The 18923-nt window shown below is 42.9% G+C and carries 17 protein-coding genes; 14 read left to right on the top strand and 3 right to left on the bottom strand.

All coding sequences use genetic code 11. From position 1 onward, the window contains the following. The first annotated feature begins 23 nt into the window (after positions 1-23). The 5 genes from I6E61_RS08135 to I6E61_RS08115 all read left to right on the top strand — a co-directional run bounded on the left by I6E61_RS08135 (position 24) and on the right by I6E61_RS08115 (position 4926). Positions 24-1205 carry a glycosyltransferase gene (locus I6E61_RS08135; RefSeq protein ID WP_197132924.1) on the top strand — a complete coding sequence of 394 codons (1182 nt, stop codon included), beginning with the start codon at positions 24-26 and terminating at the stop codon, positions 1203-1205. Continuing rightward, positions 1202-1825 (top strand): sugar transferase, encoded by a 624-nt coding sequence (locus tag I6E61_RS08130; protein WP_197132921.1) that lies wholly within the window; start codon positions 1202-1204, stop codon positions 1823-1825. Before I6E61_RS08135 ends, I6E61_RS08130 begins: the two co-directional genes overlap by 4 nt. Positions 1826-1926: 101 nt before the next feature. Then, on the top strand, positions 1927-3126 hold the full coding sequence (locus I6E61_RS08125) for a DegT/DnrJ/EryC1/StrS aminotransferase family protein (protein ID WP_197132918.1): 1200 nt from the start codon (positions 1927-1929) through the stop codon (positions 3124-3126). 294 nt (positions 3127-3420) lie between these two features. Beyond that, positions 3421-4308 carry a bifunctional methylenetetrahydrofolate dehydrogenase/methenyltetrahydrofolate cyclohydrolase FolD gene (gene folD / locus I6E61_RS08120; RefSeq protein WP_197132915.1) on the top strand — a complete coding sequence of 296 codons (888 nt, stop codon included), beginning with the start codon at positions 3421-3423 and terminating at the stop codon, positions 4306-4308. A gap of 99 nt (positions 4309-4407) precedes the next feature. Further along, the gene (locus tag I6E61_RS08115) at positions 4408-4926 is read left to right on the top strand and encodes a phosphate-starvation-inducible protein PsiE (RefSeq protein WP_194196915.1); all 519 of its coding nucleotides are present in this window, start codon (positions 4408-4410) and stop codon (positions 4924-4926) included. A 182-nt stretch (positions 4927-5108) separates the two neighbouring features. Here the strand turns inward: I6E61_RS08115 and I6E61_RS08110 are convergent, their stop codons facing one another. The 3 genes from I6E61_RS08110 to I6E61_RS08100 all read right to left on the bottom strand — a co-directional run bounded on the left by I6E61_RS08110 (position 5109) and on the right by I6E61_RS08100 (position 7576). Next, complete coding sequence (locus I6E61_RS08110) at positions 5109-5510, bottom strand: hypothetical protein (RefSeq protein WP_197132912.1); 402 nt, start codon at positions 5508-5510, stop codon at positions 5109-5111. Between the two features lie 276 nt (positions 5511-5786). Further along, entirely contained in the window at positions 5787-7001 is a 1215-nt protein-coding gene (gene corA / locus I6E61_RS08105) for a magnesium/cobalt transporter CorA (RefSeq protein WP_197132909.1), read from the bottom strand. 185 nt (positions 7002-7186) lie between these two features. Continuing rightward, positions 7187-7576: a DUF2237 family protein gene (locus I6E61_RS08100; RefSeq protein WP_194196918.1), complete on the bottom strand. Its 390-nt coding sequence runs from the start codon at positions 7574-7576 to the stop codon at positions 7187-7189. 481 nt (positions 7577-8057) lie between these two features. On the opposite strand from I6E61_RS08100, the gene I6E61_RS08095 reads away from it, so the two are divergent. The 9 genes from I6E61_RS08095 (at position 8058) to I6E61_RS08055 (ending at position 18915) form a co-directional block, all read left to right on the top strand. Next, positions 8058-9365, top strand: coding sequence for an ATP phosphoribosyltransferase regulatory subunit (locus tag I6E61_RS08095; RefSeq protein ID WP_197132906.1), 1308 nt, complete (start codon positions 8058-8060; stop codon positions 9363-9365). Positions 9366-9587: 222 nt separating this feature from the next. After that, the gene (locus I6E61_RS08090; protein WP_110922316.1) at positions 9588-10877 is read left to right on the top strand and encodes an adenylosuccinate synthase; all 1290 of its coding nucleotides are present in this window, start codon (positions 9588-9590) and stop codon (positions 10875-10877) included. A gap of 434 nt (positions 10878-11311) precedes the next feature. Then, on the top strand, positions 11312-11743 hold the full coding sequence (gene ndk, locus I6E61_RS08085; RefSeq protein WP_197100686.1) for a nucleoside-diphosphate kinase: 432 nt from the start codon (positions 11312-11314) through the stop codon (positions 11741-11743). Between the two features lie 508 nt (positions 11744-12251). After that, positions 12252-13481 (top strand): 23S rRNA (adenine(2503)-C(2))-methyltransferase RlmN, encoded by a 1230-nt coding sequence (gene rlmN, locus I6E61_RS08080; protein WP_197132902.1) that lies wholly within the window; start codon positions 12252-12254, stop codon positions 13479-13481. Between the two features lie 212 nt (positions 13482-13693). Next, positions 13694-14629, top strand: a complete 936-nt coding sequence (gene pilW / locus I6E61_RS08075) for a type IV pilus biogenesis/stability protein PilW (protein WP_227685733.1) — start codon at positions 13694-13696, stop codon at positions 14627-14629. Further along, complete coding sequence (locus I6E61_RS08070; protein ID WP_197132881.1) at positions 14626-15438, top strand: RodZ family helix-turn-helix domain-containing protein; 813 nt, start codon at positions 14626-14628, stop codon at positions 15436-15438. The genes pilW and I6E61_RS08070 overlap by 4 nt, the downstream gene beginning before the upstream one ends. Positions 15439-15519: 81 nt before the next feature. After that, positions 15520-16635, top strand: a complete 1116-nt coding sequence (gene ispG / locus I6E61_RS08065) for a flavodoxin-dependent (E)-4-hydroxy-3-methylbut-2-enyl-diphosphate synthase (protein WP_197132878.1) — start codon at positions 15520-15522, stop codon at positions 16633-16635. A 129-nt stretch (positions 16636-16764) separates the two neighbouring features. Further along, the gene (gene hisS, locus I6E61_RS08060; RefSeq protein ID WP_197132875.1) at positions 16765-18054 is read left to right on the top strand and encodes a histidine--tRNA ligase; all 1290 of its coding nucleotides are present in this window, start codon (positions 16765-16767) and stop codon (positions 18052-18054) included. A 63-nt stretch (positions 18055-18117) separates the two neighbouring features. Then, complete coding sequence (locus I6E61_RS08055; protein WP_197132872.1) at positions 18118-18915, top strand: tetratricopeptide repeat protein; 798 nt, start codon at positions 18118-18120, stop codon at positions 18913-18915. The last annotated feature ends 8 nt before the right edge of the window (positions 18916-18923 follow it).

The following is an 18923-nucleotide window of genomic DNA, read 5'->3' as shown; positions in this document are numbered from 1 at the left end:
ATGAGAAACAATGAGGTGCTTAAATGAGTTTCAAAATATGCTTTCTTGTGACAGATGCCGTTTCATTTAATGCTCTATACCGCAATCAGCTTGAGTATATGAGAGACAACTCAGATTTTGATATTACGCTAATCTGTGGGGGTAATGAGGCGCAGCTAGATATTTTACGGGCACGTGATATAGGTAATGTGGTCAATTTAAACTTTCAACGCAAACCTTCTTTATTTGAAGATACTAAGTCACTGGTGCTGCTAACTCGTTACTTTCTATTGAATCGTTTTGATGTGGTGGTTTATCTAACCCCCAAAGCGCTACTATTAGGAAGTATTGCAAGTGCATTTACTTTGCAAAAGAGACGGATTGCTTTCAGTGTGGGTAGAGCTTATGAGAATTTTTCAGGTTTCAAAAAGCGGATATTTCAGGGTTTTGATACATTAAGTTTTGCCTTGTCTCATGAAGTTCTATTCGTGTCTGAGTCACTATTGGCTGTATGTTTGGAAGAAAGGATTTTAAAAAATAGTAAAGCAACCGTTATCGATAATGGCTCATTTAATGGGATAGATATCGATTTGCTTAGTCCTATAGATCAGCAGAAAAAAGATGCATTAAGAGAAAAATATAAAGTGCCTTTAGACTGTTTTTTAATTTGTGTGGTAGGACGAGTGTGTGAAGATAAAGGTCTAACAGACATTGGTTATATATCTAAAACACTCAAAGAAGAAAATGTCCACTTTATCTTTATTGGAGGTTTTGAAGATGATGTGGGGCAAGCCATCGTAGAAAAAATGGTTAAAGACAATAGAGCTGTATATATACCAGCCAACCCAAATGTACACGAGGTTTTCCAGTGTGCTGATTTGCATTTATTTTTGAGCTATCGGGAAGGGTTTGGCAGTGTGGCGATTGAAGCGGCAAGTTGCGGTGTTCCTACGTTTGCCTATGATGTTGTCGGTGTAAAAGACAGTGTGAAAGAAGGTGTTAGCGGTCAAAAATTTACATTTAAAGATGTGCAAGCGGTGGCAACAGCAATTAGTAATGCTGCTACTGATGAGAGTTTCAAAAATAGATACCCTGAGGCAAGAGACTGGGCCACTGCGAATTTCGAACAAAATAGATTATGGCAAAGCTTTTTAATTTTTTATTTGCCCCGTGTTGATGATGTTATAAATAACAGCGTGGATGGAGAAAGGCGGGCGGAACAATGATAAAACGACTATTTGATATCACGGCGGCTACTACCGCATTATTGGTATTGTCTCCTGTATATGCTATTACTGCCTACAAAGTTAGCAAGAATTTGGGTTCGCCCGTCTTGTTCCGTCAGACTCGCCCAGGTCTGCATGGTCAGTCATTTGAGATGATAAAATTTCGCTCAATGAAAGACAGTGCAGATACAGACGGCAATCTGTTAGAAGACGCTGAGCGTCTCACGGGATTTGGTAAAGCATTGCGTAATACCAGTCTGGATGAGTTGCCTGAGTTATGGAATGTGATTAAGGGTGACATGAGCTTGGTTGGTCCGCGCCCGTTATTGATGGAGTATCTGCCATTATATAGCGAGGAGCAAGCTCGCCGTCATAAGGTACGCCCGGGTATTACGGGGTACGCACAAATTAACGGTCGTAATGCTATTGGTTGGCAAGAGCGGTTTGAGCTTGATAATTGGTATGTGGACAATCAATCGCTATGGCTAGATATAAAAATCTTACTAAAAACAGTAAAAAAAGTCATCGTAAAGGATGGTGTTAGCGCAGAAGGCGAGGCGACCATGAGTAAGTTTACGGGTAATGAGACTAGGGCGTGTCCTAGCAAAAATATGCTTTAATAGATTGAGAACACGCTCTAGCTATTCAATCAAGTCTTTGAGTATTAAAATGTTGTGTAAGAAGCAATAAACCATTAGACATAAGTACCATAGAGGAACATATGCTAAATACCCCTTTTTCACCTTGGCCAAGTTTTACGCAACAAGAGGCCGATGCCGTTAGCCAAGTATTGTTATCCAACAAGGTTAATTATTGGACAGGGCAAGAATGTCGTCAGTTTGAGCAGGAGTTCGCTGATTGGTCAGGCAGCAAGTACGCGATTGCAATGGGTAATGGTACCTTAGCCCTAGATGTGGCCTTGCAAGCCCTTGGAATAGGAGCAGGTGATGAAGTGATTGTTACACCGCGCACTTTTATTGCCAGTATTTCATCGGTAGTCAATGTGGGTGCGACACCTATTTTTGCAGATGTTGATGATGCGACAGGTAATATCACAGCCGATACCATCGCTGCTGTATTGACTGATAAAACCAAAGGTATCGTGTGCGTGCATCTGTCTGGTTGGCCGTGTGATATGGACGACATCATGGCACTCGCAGATGAGTATGGTTTGTATGTTATTGAGGATTGTGCACAGGCGCATGGCGCACAGTACAAAGGCCGCAGTGTTGGCAGCATCGGTCATATTGGTGCATGGAGCTTTTGTCAGGATAAAATCATGACGACAGGTGGTGAAGGCGGTATGGTCACGACCAATGACGAGCAGCTATGGCGTAAAATGTGGGCGTATAAAGATCATGGTAAAAGCTATGCAGCGGTCTATGAGACTGAGCATGAACCTGGTTATAATTGGCTGCATGAGAGCTTTGGCACCAATTGGCGCATGACGGAGATGCAAGGTGTCATAGGGCGGATTCAATTGGAGAGGATGAGTGATTGGACTGCCAAGCGTACTGCCAATGCACAATCGATACTAGATGCGTGTGCTGATTGGGAAGAACAAGGCTATCTGTCGGTGCCAAGGCTAGAGGCGTCTGCTCAGTTTTCAGGTTCTACACATGCGTACTATAAACTGTATGTATATGTGCAACCGGATAACTTACCTAATGATTGGTCCAGAGATCGTATTATTCAAATGATAAATGAGCAAGGCGTACCTTGTTTTTCTGGATCTGCTTCAGAGGTGTATTTGGAAAAAGCGTTTGATGATACAGGGTTACGCCCAGAGACTAGATTGCCAGTCGCAAAGCAGTTGGGCGAGACTAGCTTGATGTTTTTGGTTCATCCTACATTGACCACCGCAGAGATAGAGCAAACGGTTCAAGCTATCGACAGCGTGTTTGGTTCAATAGCTAAATGAAGCATTGCTGATACGCACTGGTGTTCTGTACCGAAATGCCAGTCTGATATCAGCTTTATGGTTTATTGAAATGTTGATTGAAAGTCATTAAAGGTTTATGGATGATAATGTGATACCGCTTAATAGAGTCTGTATAGAAATTTATGAGTATCTAACCTTATGCCATGCTAGGATTTTTAGACGCAGGCAGGTACAATATCACTATCAATCATACCTTGATTAAGGATAAGACAGGCATGCAAGCAATTGCGGCGCTGTCTTTATTTTTTTGTCATACCCTCTATTGGAGTTCCTATGTCTATTGCGTCTACTACCCAAGAGTCTGCCACCATTTTGGACGGCAAAGCACTTGCCAAACAAATAGAACAACAACTGCGCACGCGCGTGGATGCTATCAAAGAAAAGACAGGACGTACGCCGAGCTTGGCCACCATCTTAGTTGGTGCAGACCCTGCATCTGCAACTTATGTACGTATGAAAGGCAATGCCTGTAAGCGTGTCGGCATGGACTCTATACGGGTTGAGATGCCAACTGAGACCACCACTGAACAGCTCATGGCAAAGATAGAAGAGCTGAATAATAACCCAGACGTACATGGTATTTTGCTACAGCATCCTGTCCCTGCGCATATCGATGAACGTGCTTGTTTTGAGCAGATCGATTTGGCAAAAGACGTCGATGGCGTCACCTGCCTTGGCTTTGGTCGCATGGGTATGCAGCAGTCAGCCTATGGTTCATGTACGCCGCAAGGTATCATGCATTTGTTAGAGCATCACAATATTGAGCTCTCAGGTAAAGAAGCAGTCGTCGTCGGTCGTAGCGCCATCTTGGGCAAACCAATGGCAATGATGCTATTGAACGCCAACTGTACCGTGACCATTTGCCATTCTAGAACTCAGGATTTGGCGGCGCACATTAAGCGTGCTGATATCGTGGTTGGCGCTGTAGGTGTGCCAGAATTGATTAAAGCAGAGTGGATCAAAGCGGGCGCTGTCGTCATCGATGCAGGGTTCCATCCTACTGATAATGGTGGCGTGGGTGATATCGAGCTAGAAGGTGTAGAGAACATCGCCAGTGCTTATACGCCAGTACCTGGTGGTGTTGGACCAATGACCATCAACACCTTGATTCGTCAGACTGTTGATGCCGCTGAAAAGTCAGCAGGATTGAGCATCGACTAAAAAGAGAGTAATAGAAATACTGATTGCCGATATATAAGGGGCCTGAGGCAATAATAACTCAGGCTAAATCAACCACATTTCAGTTGATAGGACCTAAACATGGCTAAAAAAAACGTAGGTATTCATGAGCGACTACAGAGTATCGGTAGAGAGTTTGTCGATATTTGCCACTACGTTATCTTATTTCTAATCAGTGTGGTGGTCGTGTGGACGGCAGGCAAGGAGTTTATTGAGATTGTCCAAAAAGGCTCAGCGGACTTAAAAGATATCTTGATGTTATTTATTTATCTTGAGCTACTAGCCATGATAGGGATTTATTTTAAAACCCATCGTCTGCCAGTACAGTTTTTGATATTCATTGCGATAACAGCGTTGTCACGGCATTTGGTGGTCGATGTACAGGCCGTCTCAGATTATTTTCATTTATGGCTACTGGCGACGATTTCTGTAGCTATTATGCTGTTAAGTGCTTCTATCGTAATACTGACATGGACAGCAAAAACCTTTGGCCGCCCAGAGGACAATCTTGATAAACAGCATGCAAACTTAACGGTTAAAGCACTGTTGCCTGATAATGCACAAGCGCCTGATAGCCATACCAAGCATCGCCGTGAGTGATATATGATGACCAGCACAAAAAAGGGCTACCAACGGGTAGCCCTTTTTTATTGCCTGCTCAAACTCTATGTTTGACCCTTAACGATTTAAATATCTTTTGAGGGTGTCAACTAACCATTATATAAAGCAGTACTATGTAGGCCACCTGCGGCGACAGTACTTTTTAAAGAAGCACCTCCTAATTAAGCACTTTCTAAATAGGTGTTTTCTACATAAATCGTTTTAGTTGAGCGCATGATATTACCAGCATTGTCTGTGGCTTCTAAGAGGATAGTATTGCTACCTAAAGCCAATAAGATACGATCCTTAAAATGACCTTCAGTATCCACTTCTAAGATGTGCGCTGACTCTTCGTTGAGCGTATAAGTGAGCGATTTAACACCATTACTGTCTTGTACTTGGCCTGAGACAAATAAGTCTGCAGTCGTACTATAGCCATCCGTAAAGTTACTATCGGTGGTTAATAAAGGCGGTGTCCCATCAATGATAGCGATGGCCATGTCAGAAGCATCATCGCCACAAGCTGCGAGCACTAAAGCAGTGGCAACGAAAGTCACGGTTCGAATCAGGTGAGATAAGCGCATAAAAAACCTTAATAAGTTCACAGTAGTATTATGTCAAAACATCAAGATAGCGAGGAGTAGAGGTGCAATCACTATATTTGATAGGCTTAGCAAGTTTGACGTGGCTCATCACATTCTTGCAATTGAGGTTATATCAATCATGAGAAAAGCTTAATAATAATATTGCAAATAGGAAATTTTATCAATAAATAAATGAGAAGGCGATATCATTATTAGCAATACGGCCTTCTCACTTAACGATGGATAAAACATCACGTATCTATTATAAAACGCGTGCTATAACCATTTTAGTCTTTTGAAGTTATAAAATAGATAGCCACATAACGAACCAATAATGAGCATAATCACAAGGTAGGAATACTGCCAGTGTAGCTCAGGCATAAAGTCAAAATTCATCCCATAGATACCAGCGATGGCCGTCGGTACAGCTAAGATACCCGCCCAAGCTGCAAGTTTACGCACCACTTCATTCTGTCCCATATTGACCATGGCCATATAAGTGTTCATGACCACGCTGAGCATTTCATTAAGTCCGTTGATGGCATCTAGAGAGTGTAATAAATGGTCATTAACATCGCGAAAATAAGGTTTTGCGGCCTGAGAAAACCCCGAGACCAGCTCGCTTTTTTTATGGTTGATAAAAAAGCTACAGATGTCTTGTACAGGCAAAATAATGGCACGCATATGTACCAATTGCGACTTTAGCTCATAAAGGTTTTTGAGCGTGGTTTTGTCAAACTCAGAGGTAAAGACATAGCGCTCTTGCTCACGTAGATACCGTCCCAAGCGATCTGTGACCGGCATATAGTTATCAACGATAAAATCGAGGATAGCATGTAGCACAAATATTGGCCCCATACGGAGCTTTTCAGGTCGACGATGACAATGCTCACGGACAGGAGCGTAGGAGTTTGATGGGCCATTACGAATGGTGATTAGATAGTTTTTGCCCATAAATATCGCTGTGGTGCCATAGCGAATGATTTTGTCTTCCAGCTTGGCCGTACGTAACACTACGAAAACCATGTCATTATCGTAATTCTCGACTTTGGCGCGCTGATGGTCAGCGAAAGCATCTTCAATCGCCAGTTCATGTAAGCCAAAAGCTTCTTTGACTTTGACCATGGTCTCTAAGCTAGGATCGTATAAACCTAACCAAATAAACTGACCATTGTTACTCAAAGCACGACTGACATCGTTCAGTGCGACCCTATCGAGATTTTCGCCCGTCTTACGCGAATAAGAATAGCAGTTGACAACCTCATCCTCACTCGACAAGTCAATATCTTCATAGCGTTCAGAATCAGGATCGTAGACCGTCATGGTCTCGATGGTATCCTCATTCGTTGCATCAGTATCACCGTAGATGTAACTGCCATTGTTGTCTAAATATAAATGTGCATCATTCATATCGGCATAAAGACGGTTGATATTGGAGTCGGGTGCAATACGCGCTGTTTTCTGAATCAACTGATCATTATTTTTTTCCATACACCCTCCTTTAATAAGTAGTACCAATCCCAAAAAACACGATTAGCTGTGTCAAACTTGTTTAGTCTACAATGCGTAGTACTTGCACTCGTTTTCCTTGCGACTCTAATTTTTGTGAATGGTATAAAAAAATATATCGATACCGCAATTCATGTCATAACTCATGTCACAACTTATGACACGCTCTAAAGGGCATAGCGCTTTAACGTCTCAATATCCACTAAGCTCAATAAACTCTCATGACACGCTTCTAGTTTTATTTGCGGTGCAATATCGAAGTCTAGCGCTTCAACCCAGCGTAGGGCACAGATACACCAGTAGTCACCAGGTTTGAGGCCCGCAAAATTATATTCAGGGAGCGGCGTAATAAGATCATTGCCGCGACTGGCAGAAAAGTTTAAAAACTCGCTGGTCATCTTGACGCAAACAGTATGCTGACCGACGTCGTGATTGCCAGTATGACAAAAGCCATTGCGATAGTAGCCAGTGATAGGATCAAAGCAGCAGCTGGCAAGCGCTGTACCTAAAACATTGGTTTGGTTGATGGCTGGGTTTGGGTGATAATCAGATGACATAAGGCTTCCGAGATAAAAGTATGCGTTAGTGTATCATGAGTCTGCCGCAAAGGCGTTGTCCTAACCATGCTCATGACTGTCTTTATTGTATAGAATGATTGTGACATTTCTGAATCGAACTATTACTTATATAGGGTATAGATAATCTTCATCGTTTTAGTGTTGATAAGGCGTAATTAGATAGTGATTGTGGCCAATTGTCACTAGGCGAACCTTAACTGCTATGCTAAACTAAAACTGTAAAGCGCCTTGATTATTTATCGCCGTTTATTAGCGTATAAAGATACTCGTCTTATCATTCTAAATAATACTTATTACTCACCCTTTTGCGGTTACCTAGTTTGTTTATAAATAATTGGGTCAATGATGTTGTGCGTTAAAAATAAAAAATGCGTGACGTCAATGCAATTGTAAATATAACCTTTAAGTACCGCATCAGTACCGCGTTTTTGGTAAGCGATACGCCAAACAAGGATTTATTGTGTCTGTCAGTCCTGATTTTGCAAAACCTGCCCCGTCAAATACTACCAATCAAGCAGCGACTCAGCATGCCAACGATGCTGCTGCATCTAATAGCACGCCGTATCTCAGCCATTTTTCTAGCGATGTTGCCAACAGCTGGCTATTGCCTGATGGTGTGGTCGATGTGTTGTTTGAAGATGCGCATAAGCAAGAAGTGCTTAGGCATCAATTGACCAAGCAGCTTATCTCTCATGGCTATCAGCTCGTAAGCCCACCAATGATTGAGTTCACTGAGTCATTGCTAAGTGGCGCCTCAGAAGATTTAAAACGTCAAACCTTTAAAATTATCGATCAGTTAACGGGTCGATTGATGGGGTTGCGTGCGGACATCACACCACAGATTTTGCGTATCGATGCGCATCATGGTGGTACAGGTATTGCGCGTTATTGCTATGCAGGCGATGTCATTCATACTTTGCCATCAGGCCTATTTGGCTCACGTACACCTTTGCAGCTTGGTGCTGAGATATTTGGTTGTGCCTCACTTGCCGCAGATATTGAGCTGATAGATGTGTTGTTCACTATGGTGAATACACTGAATATGAGTGCTGCGCTACATATAGACTTAGGTCACGTCGCCATATTCAAGCGCTTAGCAGAGTTGGCTCAATTATCTGATCATGATACTGAGCAATTGATGCATTTATATGCCAATAAAAACTTGCCAGAGCTAAAACGTGTCTGTCAGTCATTGCCATTGGGTGATGATTTCTATGCATTGGCACGCTTGGGTCATGATATTACCAATCTATTGGCAAGGTTGTCAGAGACAGCGCAGCAAGACACGCAAGTCGCGACTGCTATCAATGAATTACAACGTCTAAAAACACATCTACAAGAGCAGTGGCAGTGCCCTGTGAGTATCGATGTGACGGAACTATCAGGCTATCATTATCACACTGGTATCGTATTCAACGGTTATATCAATAGTGAGACTCAGCCACTGGTACGTGGCGGTCGTTTCGATGGTATGCAAAGCGGCAATCAGTTAGCACTCAATCAGCCACGTGAAGCCACCGGCTTTAGTATGGATGTCAGTCGTTTGCTAGCACACACTCAGCTCGAGGCGCCAATTATCGTATTGGTCGACTATGAAGCATTGAGCAGTGCGAGCCAAGAGCAAATGCAGACGCTGTTGCAGCAAATCGAGAGTTTACGCCAGCAAGGCTATCGCGTCACCATGCCATTAGATATAGCAGATTGCCCAGTTGGCATGACGCATCGCTTGAGCTTTATCGATAATCATTGGCAGTTACAGAATATTTAAGCATTAATTTTAATAGTATTATCATTTTTTAACGTTTTTAAAATCAAGGTAACGAAAGTCATAGTTGATTCAGTTTAAAAGAGAGTCAAGTCAACCAAGCGCAGAGGTATATGTCATACTTCAAGCGAGGTTAACGCTATCACTCTTTTATATAAGATTGACTATACCGCCGTTTTAAACCGTTATTGTACACACCTCAATACATAAAGGTAAGGATTGATCATGGGTAAGAATGTCGTAGTTTTGGGTAGCCAATGGGGCGATGAAGGTAAAGGTAAAATCGTTGATTTGCTAACCGAAAAAGCCTCAGCAGTCGCTCGCTTTCAAGGCGGCCATAACGCTGGTCACACGTTAGTTGTCGATGGCAAAACCACCGTCTTGCATTTAATCCCATCAGGTATCTTACGTGAAGGCGTTACCTGCTTCATCGGTAACGGTGTCGTATTAGCCCCTGACGCATTGCTAAAAGAAATGAAAGAGCTAGAAGACAACAACGTACCTGTACGTGAGCGTCTGCGCATTTCACCGAATTGCCCACTTATCATGCCATATCACGTAGCGCTTGACCAAGCACGTGAAGCCAAGCGTGGCAGCGGTAAAATCGGTACAACGGGACGTGGTATCGGTCCTGCTTATGAAGATAAAGTAGCACGCCGTGCCATCAAACTTGCTGATTTATTCCGTGAAGATTTAGAAGAAAAACTACGCAACCTAATCGAATATCACAACTTCCAACTGACTCAGTATTATAAAGTGGAAGCGATTGATTTTGATGAAACACTTAAGCTGTGCAAAGAGTGGAAAGAAGAGATTAAGGGTATGGTTACTGATGTAACTGAAGACCTAAATCAATTGCGTCTTGCTGGCGAAAATCTAATGTTCGAAGGTGCTCAAGGTACGCTACTTGATATCGATCATGGTACTTATCCGTTTGTGACCAGCTCAAGTGTCACTGCTGGTGGCGTGTCTACTGGTACTGGTATCGGTCCATTATATTTAGATTACGTACTTGGTATCACCAAGGCTTACACCACGCGTGTTGGTAGTGGCCCATTCCCAACAGAACTATTCGATGATGTTGGTGCTCATTTGGCCAAAGTCGGTCATGAATTTGGTGCGACCACTGGTCGTGCGCGTCGCTGTGGTTGGTTCGATGCTGAAGCATTACGCCGTGCCGTGGTACTGAACTCTATGTCAGGTATTTGCTTGACTAAGCTTGACGTATTAGATGGTCTTGAAGAGTTACTAATCGGTGTGGGTTATAACCTACCTGAGACTGAGTGTGCAGGCGCACATGATGCTGAATTCTATGAGTCAGTTACGCCTAAGTACGAAACCATGCAAGGCTGGAGTGAGTCAACCGTTGGTGTAACCAACTATGACGACCTACCAGAGAACGCTAAAAAATACATCAAACGTATCGAAGCCTTGATTGGTTGCCCAGTTGATATCATCTCAACTGGTCCTGATCGTGAAGAGACTATCGTACTGCGTGACCCATACGACGCGTAAGGATAGTGATTCAGATATGAAGCTGCTACTGTGTCAGACTCGTTTAATGTACTAATTGTACAATTCGTACTCGTCTTCCTTGTATCAGCTTTATATTTGTTACACTCTCAACAGACTAAATAATCGACTGACAAAACCCTAGTGCTAAGCATTAGGGTTTTTGCTTTTAGCCTGTTTTATGGTTTATGAATAGTTTATACATATTAAATAGCATCTATTAAATTTATAGTTATGCAAGGTGCGGTCATAAATTAACCCTATCATTTATGGTCTCAATCATTATAATAGGCAGCAATCCTATGTTGGCGCTCAGGTTTTAGATTTGACTAACAATAAGTTAGTCAAGTCAGCCCAAGTCGACATTGTGGCCAAAGATAAAACAAAGCATTTACCATTTTATTTTTATCCAATTTATCATTTATTAGGAGCTTTTCATGGCTAACGAACGTACTCTATCTATCATCAAACCTGACGCAGTTGCTGGCAACCACATTGGTGCTATCTACAGCCGCTTCGAGCAAGCTGGTCTAAAAATTGTTGCTGCTAAAATGATGCAACTTGATGATGAAAAAGCAGGCGGTTTCTACGCTGAGCACGCTGAACGTCCATTTTACAACGACCTAAAATCTTTCATGATGTCAGGTCCAGTATTGGTATCAGTATTAGAAGGCGAAAACGCTATCGCTAAGCATCGTGAAATCATGGGCGCAACTAACCCTAAAGACGCTGCTGAAGGTACTATCCGTGCTGATTTCGCTAGCAGTATCGATGAAAACGCCGTTCATGGTTCAGATTCAGCTGAATCAGCAGCACGTGAAATCAGCTATTTCTTCAGCGATGATGAAGTTTGTGCACGTACGCGCTAATATAGTAAACCAACTATAAACGATGACGGCATTAGACTTGTTTGCTGTAACTGCTATAATTAGCTAGTTACGATTTACACTCGTCTTATGCATACTGGTTTTATATTTGATTCACTGTATACGACTGACGTAGCAAATTAGCTGTCAATCAGTCGTATCGCGAGACGGCTTATATCTTATGGGTATAAGCCGTTTTAGCTATTATAATAATCCTATAGTCAAAGAATTATTAAACTGCTACGGCGTTACCCTCCTTAGATGTACTACTTGTACAATCTGTAGTCGGCTGCCTTGTATCCGCTTTAGAGTTCTGTGACCATATTATTCATTGAAATTCTTAATGACTTGCCTCATTATTAATTTTACTGAGCGTTATCAATCCCTTATCAGCATGTTTTTATCGAATGCGCTCATAACGGATTGCTCATGCACTTATATATCATGTATGACAACATTCATATAAACAATTGCACCGCTTATCTAAGCTTATGCAAAAAGGTTATCTATTATGTCCACTGTTCAATCACCGATCCAACATATCCCTGCTAAGCTGACAGATAGCATCAAGCTAGTTGATGAAGCTCAGGCAAAAACCAATCTGTTAGGAATGACGCAAGCCCAACTTGCAGAGTATTTTAAGAGCATTGGCGAAAAGCCTTTTCGTTCAACGCAGGTGGTTAGGTGGATATATCAGCAGGGCGTGACAGATTTTGAGCAAATGACCAATCTTAGCAAATCATTGCGTGATAAGTTATCACTCAACGCTTGTGTCATTCCGCCAAAGGTGATTCATCGTCAATATAGTGATGATGGCACGCGTAAATGGGTATTTGAAGTCACGGGTGGCTCATTGGTTGAGACCGTTCTTATTCCTGCAGATGACAGCAAACTAAACGGCCGTAAGACATTGTGTGTGTCTTCGCAAGTAGGCTGTGCGTTGGACTGTAGTTTTTGTAGTACGGGCAAGCAAGGGTTTGAGCGTGATTTAACCGCTGCTGAGATTATTGGGCAGCTGTGGGTGGCCAATGCTTCTTATATGACTGACGAAAATGACAGCTTAGAAAACGTCGATCATAGTCTATGGGAAAATAACGTCACCAACGTCGTGATGATGGGAATGGGTGAGCCGCTATTGAATTATAAACCAGTGGTTGGCTCAATGGAGCTGATGCTCAGCGATCATGCTTATGGATTGTCAAAGCGCCGAGTCACATTATCGACTTCAGGTGTCGTACCTAAGATGTATCAGTTGGCGCAAGATATCGATGTGGCATTGGCCATTTCATTACATGCACCCAATGATGAGCTGCGTAATGAGCTGGTGCCAATTAATAAGAAGTATCCGCTAGAAGAGCTGATCGCTGCGGCAAAAAACTATGTATTTGACGTCAATCCACGTCACAAAAAACACGTTACGATTGAGTATGTAATGCTTGATGGGGTTAATGATAGCAACGAGCATGCTCATCAGTTGGTTGCACTATTAGAGGGGCTACCAAGTAAGATTAACTTGATCCCATTCAATCCGTTCCCACATGCAAACTACGACAAATCAAGCAACAACCGCATTCACGCTTTTAGTAATATACTAAGCGAAGCAGGTTTTGTTTGTACCATTCGTCAAACCCGCGGTGATGATATTGATGCGGCCTGTGGTCAATTGGTTGGACAAGTGGCAGATCGTACTAGACGCTCAGCCGCATGGCAGCAGAGTATTAAAGACCGTGAAAACGTTTAGTAGGACCTTAGACAGGTAAGTTTAGTATTTGCTTGTCTTCGAAGATAAGCTGTCTTTTATCTGTCGCAATGGTAATAAAAATGTAGCAATAACAATCAGTATTGATGAGTACAGCAATTAATCACAACTAAATTGTACTTATGGGGGTTAAATCTATTAAACTGATGCCTCGAGGATCGAACGCATTGAATCACAGTTTTATGATGGCGGCTATGATGACTTCTAAAAATTCTTGTCAGTTTAAATATCAAACATTATTTTCTAAAGATCGTAGGCAGTTGAGTGCAGTGACGAACCAAACACCGAGCCTTAAGCATATGGTGCTAGCAACAGCGCTTATAGGGTTATTGCTGACTGGTTGCCAGAGTACACCAACCAATGGATCGACTAGTAGCACGGTCTATCAAGGATCTACACGATCCAGTGATAATCGCAAAACTGATCAAAAAGAAGTGGCTCGCGTGCGCACCTCACTTGCCGCGCAATACATTCGTGAAAACGATCTCGATACGGCCCAGCGCCAACTAGAAAAAGCCTTTGCTGCTGATAGCCGTTACGCGCCAGCCTATGATATGATGGGTGTTTTGCTGCAGCAAGAGGGCAGTCCGCGCAATCTTGAAAAAGCTGATGAATACTTCAAGAAGGCGATTGCACTTGATAAAGATTTTGAGCAAGCAAATAATAACTATGGCGTTTATTTGTCACAGATGAAGCGTTATAGTGAGGCGGCTGAGCAGTTTGAGATTGCAGGTTCAGCATTGGGTTACGAAGGGCGTATTGGTGCGTTAGAGAACTTAGGTCGCACGTATTTACAGCTAGGTGATCGCAGTGCCGCTTCTAGAGCATTTTTACGTGCGCTTGATGGCAATCGTAATAGCATTATTGCCCATATTGAATTGGTAGATTTATTGTTTGAGCAACAGCGTATTCCACAGGCTCAAAGACTTTATGATGAAACATTGGTGATAGTACAAAGGCAGGGTGTTAGCCCGCGCGTACTATTACAAGGTATTAAACTTGCTGCTGCGCAAAATAATATAGCGACACGTCAAAAATTAGCACAGCAGCTTTTATCCGCTTATCCATTAAGTGATGAAGCAAAAAAACTTAAGACTTGGCTTAACAATCCAGAGGCACCATGGAAATGACCAACCCCTCATTAAACACTCAATCTAACGCTCAGGGATCATTTGGTGCCATGTTGCAGCAAGCCCGAAAATCTAAGCAGATCAGCTTAGAAGAGGCAGCTGCCGAGTTATTTATTTTAAAGCGTCATTTACAAGCGCTAGAAAATGAGAATTTTGCTGATTTACCACAAGCAACGTTTGCTCGTGGTTTTGCAATAAACTATGCCAAATTTTTGGGATTGGATGCAACCAAAGTCGCTAGCAGTTTTGATGCGGCTTATCCTAGTGAACTTAAGGCTAAATCGGTTAATAATACGAATACACCATTGCGTCCGATGGGCACGTTGCAGCGCGATACCCGTAACCGCATTCGCTTTAACCCGTTACTGATTTTGGCCATCATTGGCGTCATTGTTTTGGCAGTTTTCTTGTTCCGTATGGTGAGCAATGCCAGTAAAGAAAATAACGCAGAACCAGAAGCTACAGTAGATGATGTGTCTGAAATAGAACAAGCCCAAGGCGCTGCGATTGATAGTGCAACTGGCGTTGGCGCGTCTGGCTCTGCATTAAATTTAGGCGGTGCTGAAGTAGGGCCAGCTGCGTTGGAAGTCAAACTGACTGATACTGCAGTCATTAGCATCATTGATGCCTCTGGTAGCACTTTAATAGAGGGTTCGCAAACAACGGGTGATTATCAGTTGTCAGGCACACCGCCGTTCAGTGTGAAAATTGATAACGTCGATAACGTTAGCTTGACGCTCAACCAAGAAGCGGTTGCGTTAGATTCTTATGCCACTGATAATCAAGCCAGTTTTGAACTAGCACCTTAATTGCCAAAGCCAATAGCTGTTTATAGTTATTATAAGCATGTGTCTTCTATATTTTTTTCGCTCTAATAAAAGGGTTTGTCTATGTCAACGTCAGCGCCTATTAACCGTCGCCTTACCAAAAAAATATATGTCGGTGATGTTGCGATTGGTGGTGATGCACCGATCAGTGTGCAAAGTATGACAAATACTGACACTTGTGATGTGGCAGCGACTGTTGCTCAGATCGAACGCTGTGTTGAAGCAGGTGCTGATCTGATGCGTGTCTCGACGCCCACGATGGATACCGTCAAAGCGTTTGGCGAAATTCGTAAATTGGTCAGTGTCCCTTTGATTGCTGATGTGCATTTTGATCATAAGATTGCATTGGCAGTGGCCGAAGCGGGCGCTGATTGTCTACGTATCAACCCAGGCAACATCGGCAGCGATGCCAAAGTACGTGAAGTCGTCGCTTGTGCCAAACATTATAATATTCCTATTCGTATTGGTGTGAATGCAGGTTCTTTAGAAAAAGACATTCAGCGTAAATATACTGAGCCAACTGGCGCTGCCATGCTCGAATCTGCGATGCGCCACATTGATATATTAGAGCGTCTAAATTTTGATCAATATAAAGTGTCGGTCAAAGCCAGTAATGTGTTTTTGACATTGGATGCTTATCGCCTTATATCTGCTCAAATCGATAATCCATTACATCTTGGTGTGACAGAGGCTGGCGTTTATCGTACTGGCGCCGTAAAGTCTGCAATCGCTTTAGGTGGTTTATTGTTAGATGGTATCGGCGATACCATTCGTATCTCTCTAGCAGCAGAGCCTGAAGAAGAAATTAAAATTGGTTTTGATATTCTAAAATCATTAAATATTCGTTCTAATGGTGTTAACTTTATCGCTTGTCCAAGTTGCTCACGTCAAGAGTTTGATGTGATTAGAGTGATGACCGCGTTAGAGTCACGCTTAGAAGATATCCGTGAACCGATGAATTTGTCAGTGATTGGCTGTAAAGTGAACGGCCCAGGTGAAGCGAAAGAGTCGGATATTGGTATCGTTGGCGCTGCACGTAAGTCCTTGGTATATCGTATGGGTGAAAAAAGCCATCTTATTGATACCAATAATCTGGTTGACGAAATAGAAGGTATGGTACGCGCTCACGCCGCAGACCTCGCCAAACAGCGTGAAAATGAGATTATTCGAGTAAAATAAAACGCAAAGCGTTTTGAATGAAAACAGTAGGCGACTATTAAAAACAATCGTGCCATTAAAAATAATACGCCACTGTTAGTAAAAAATGATAGACATACTTGTTAAAAATTTTAAGGATACGACCGTACCATGATTAAAGCTATCAAAGGGTTCAATGATATTTTGCCTGACCAGTCCGCAAAATGGTTACATTTAGAGGCAATACTGGCTGACGTTTTGGGCAGATACGGCTATGAGCATATTCGTTTGCCAATCGTTGAGCAGACCGATTTGTTTGCACGTGCTATCGGCGGCGCAACAGATATCGTCGAAAAAGAGATGTATAGCTTCACTGATAAGTCTGATCCACCAACGCCATTGGCACTACGTCCTGAAGGTACCGCTGGTGCAGTACGTGCAGTGATTGAGCACAATCTACTGCGCGGCGATACACCCAAATTATGGTATATCGGTCCGATGTTTCGCTATGAGCGTCCACAAAAAGGCCGTTATCGTCAGTTCCATCAGTTGGGTGTCGAAAGCTTCGGTAGTGCATTGCCAGATGCTGATGCTGAATTGATTGCGATGACCCATTTAATGTGGCAAGAGTTGGGTCTAAAAGACGAGATGCATTTGCAGCTGAATAGTCTAGGGGAGCTGGATGAGCGTTACGCTTATCGCGAAGCACTTGTGGCTTATTTGACGGATAAAAAAGATCAGCTCGACGAAGACAGCAAGCGCCGTCTAACGACCAATCCACTACGCATTCTAGACAGTAAAGAAGCGAGTACCCAAGCTGTATTGGCAGACGCGCCAAAGCTAGCTGAATTTTTGGGTGCGGATAGCATGGCGCATTTTGAGCAAGTACAAGCGTATTTGACGACACTTGGTATCAAATTTGAGATTAATCCGCATCTGGTACGTGGGCTTGATTACTATAATAAAACCGTCTTTGAATGGGTAACAGATAAGCTTGGTAGTCAAGCTACTGTGTGTGCTGGCGGCCGTTATGATGGTCTAGTTGGACAGCTAAAATCTATCGGTACCGATGCCAGTAAGCCAGTGAAGTCTGAGCCCGGTGTTGGGTTTGCGATGGGGCTTGAGCGTTTATTGTTGTTGATGGAAGCGGTGGCACCGATCTCTGATATACCTGCTTGTGATGTATTTGTAGTCGCTCATCCAGAAGTCTATAGTGCTGGTATTGGTTATGCACAGGACTTGCGTTACAGTCGTCCAGATGTACGGGTCAAAATGGCAAGTGCAACCAGCCTAAAAGCGCAAATGAAAAAAGCGGATAAGTCAGGTGCTGCATTAACGGTTATTATTGCTCAGCAAGAGTTGGATGATAATACCATTAGTGTGAAGGATATGCAGACGGGTGAGCAACAGACGGTTGCGACAGATTGGTTGTCAAATAAAGACAATTTTTCTCGTAACTGATCGGTTTCGGCTTCCTCAGTTTTAGCATCAGCAATTTAATATAAATTTATCAGGTAAATAGATATGGCTCTGACCCCCAATTCGCCGAATGCAGACAATTCAATGCAAGCGCTAAAGCAATACGGCAGCTATATTGTCACTGCGATTTTATTAGCATTGGCCGCCTATTTTGGTTGGACGTATTGGCAGGACAATCATGCACGGGTGGATACTGTGGCGGCGGATAGTTATGCTGATATTCAGCGATTGAATGAAGAAGTTAGCTTGTCATCACAAAACCCTGATTTAGAAGCAGAGGCACAGGCAGCGCTTGAACAGAGCCGTACACAACTGAGCAGTGATATCGATACATTGGTGAGTACGCATGGTGAGTCAGTCTATGCATGGCAAGCATTGATGATTAAAGCTCGTCATGAAGTTGATAGCGACGATTTTGCTGCTGCTACAGAGACTTTTAAGAAAGCACTGGCAATCGATTTGGGTGATGCAGGCTTAGAGGCTATTACTCGTTTGCGTTATGCAAAAACGTTGTTGGCGACAGGTGACACAGATGCAGCATTGGCAGAAGCTAAAAAGGACATGCCAAGCTCTTTTGAAGCCAGTCAGCAAGAACTGCTAGGTGATATCTACTTAGTACAAGACAATAAAGAATCAGCAGTTAAATCGTACAACAATGCTTGGGAGCTGTTACGCAGCCGTCAAGAAACGCGTGCAGTATTGGCGTTAAAGATGGAAAGCTTGGGTACGGTGCCTGAGCCTATCGAAGACCAAGCCAGCCTTATCCAAGAGTCAAACGCTTCTGTCCAGTTACCAGTGACCGCTGACTCTGCAGAAGCATCTGCTGCTGAGGTTACGCAATAGTCGTATCG

Source organism: Psychrobacter sp. NZS113 (genome assembly GCF_015864825.1).
Lineage (GTDB): Bacteria > Pseudomonadota > Gammaproteobacteria > Pseudomonadales > Moraxellaceae > Psychrobacter.
This window is presented reverse-complemented; position numbering and strand designations above follow the sequence as displayed.

Coding starts and splice junctions, on each gene's coding strand:
- I6E61_RS08135 (WP_197132924.1), top strand. CDS start 24: ATGAGTTTCAAAATATGCTTTCTTGTGACAGATGCCGTTTCATTTAAT.
- I6E61_RS08130 (WP_197132921.1), top strand. CDS start 1,202: ATGATAAAACGACTATTTGATATCACGGCGGCTACTACCGCATTATTG.
- I6E61_RS08125 (WP_197132918.1), top strand. CDS start 1,927: ATGCTAAATACCCCTTTTTCACCTTGGCCAAGTTTTACGCAACAAGAG.
- folD (WP_197132915.1), top strand. CDS start 3,421: ATGTCTATTGCGTCTACTACCCAAGAGTCTGCCACCATTTTGGACGGC.
- I6E61_RS08115 (WP_194196915.1), top strand. CDS start 4,408: ATGGCTAAAAAAAACGTAGGTATTCATGAGCGACTACAGAGTATCGGT.
- I6E61_RS08110 (WP_197132912.1), bottom strand. CDS start 5,510: ATGCGCTTATCTCACCTGATTCGAACCGTGACTTTCGTTGCCACTGCT.
- corA (WP_197132909.1), bottom strand. CDS start 7,001: ATGGAAAAAAATAATGATCAGTTGATTCAGAAAACAGCGCGTATTGCA.
- I6E61_RS08100 (WP_194196918.1), bottom strand. CDS start 7,576: ATGTCATCTGATTATCACCCAAACCCAGCCATCAACCAAACCAATGTT.
- I6E61_RS08090 (WP_110922316.1), top strand. CDS start 9,588: ATGGGTAAGAATGTCGTAGTTTTGGGTAGCCAATGGGGCGATGAAGGT.
- ndk (WP_197100686.1), top strand. CDS start 11,312: ATGGCTAACGAACGTACTCTATCTATCATCAAACCTGACGCAGTTGCT.
- rlmN (WP_197132902.1), top strand. CDS start 12,252: ATGTCCACTGTTCAATCACCGATCCAACATATCCCTGCTAAGCTGACA.
- pilW (WP_227685733.1), top strand. CDS start 13,694: ATGATGACTTCTAAAAATTCTTGTCAGTTTAAATATCAAACATTATTT.
- I6E61_RS08070 (WP_197132881.1), top strand. CDS start 14,626: ATGACCAACCCCTCATTAAACACTCAATCTAACGCTCAGGGATCATTT.
- ispG (WP_197132878.1), top strand. CDS start 15,520: ATGTCAACGTCAGCGCCTATTAACCGTCGCCTTACCAAAAAAATATAT.
- hisS (WP_197132875.1), top strand. CDS start 16,765: ATGATTAAAGCTATCAAAGGGTTCAATGATATTTTGCCTGACCAGTCC.
- I6E61_RS08055 (WP_197132872.1), top strand. CDS start 18,118: ATGGCTCTGACCCCCAATTCGCCGAATGCAGACAATTCAATGCAAGCG.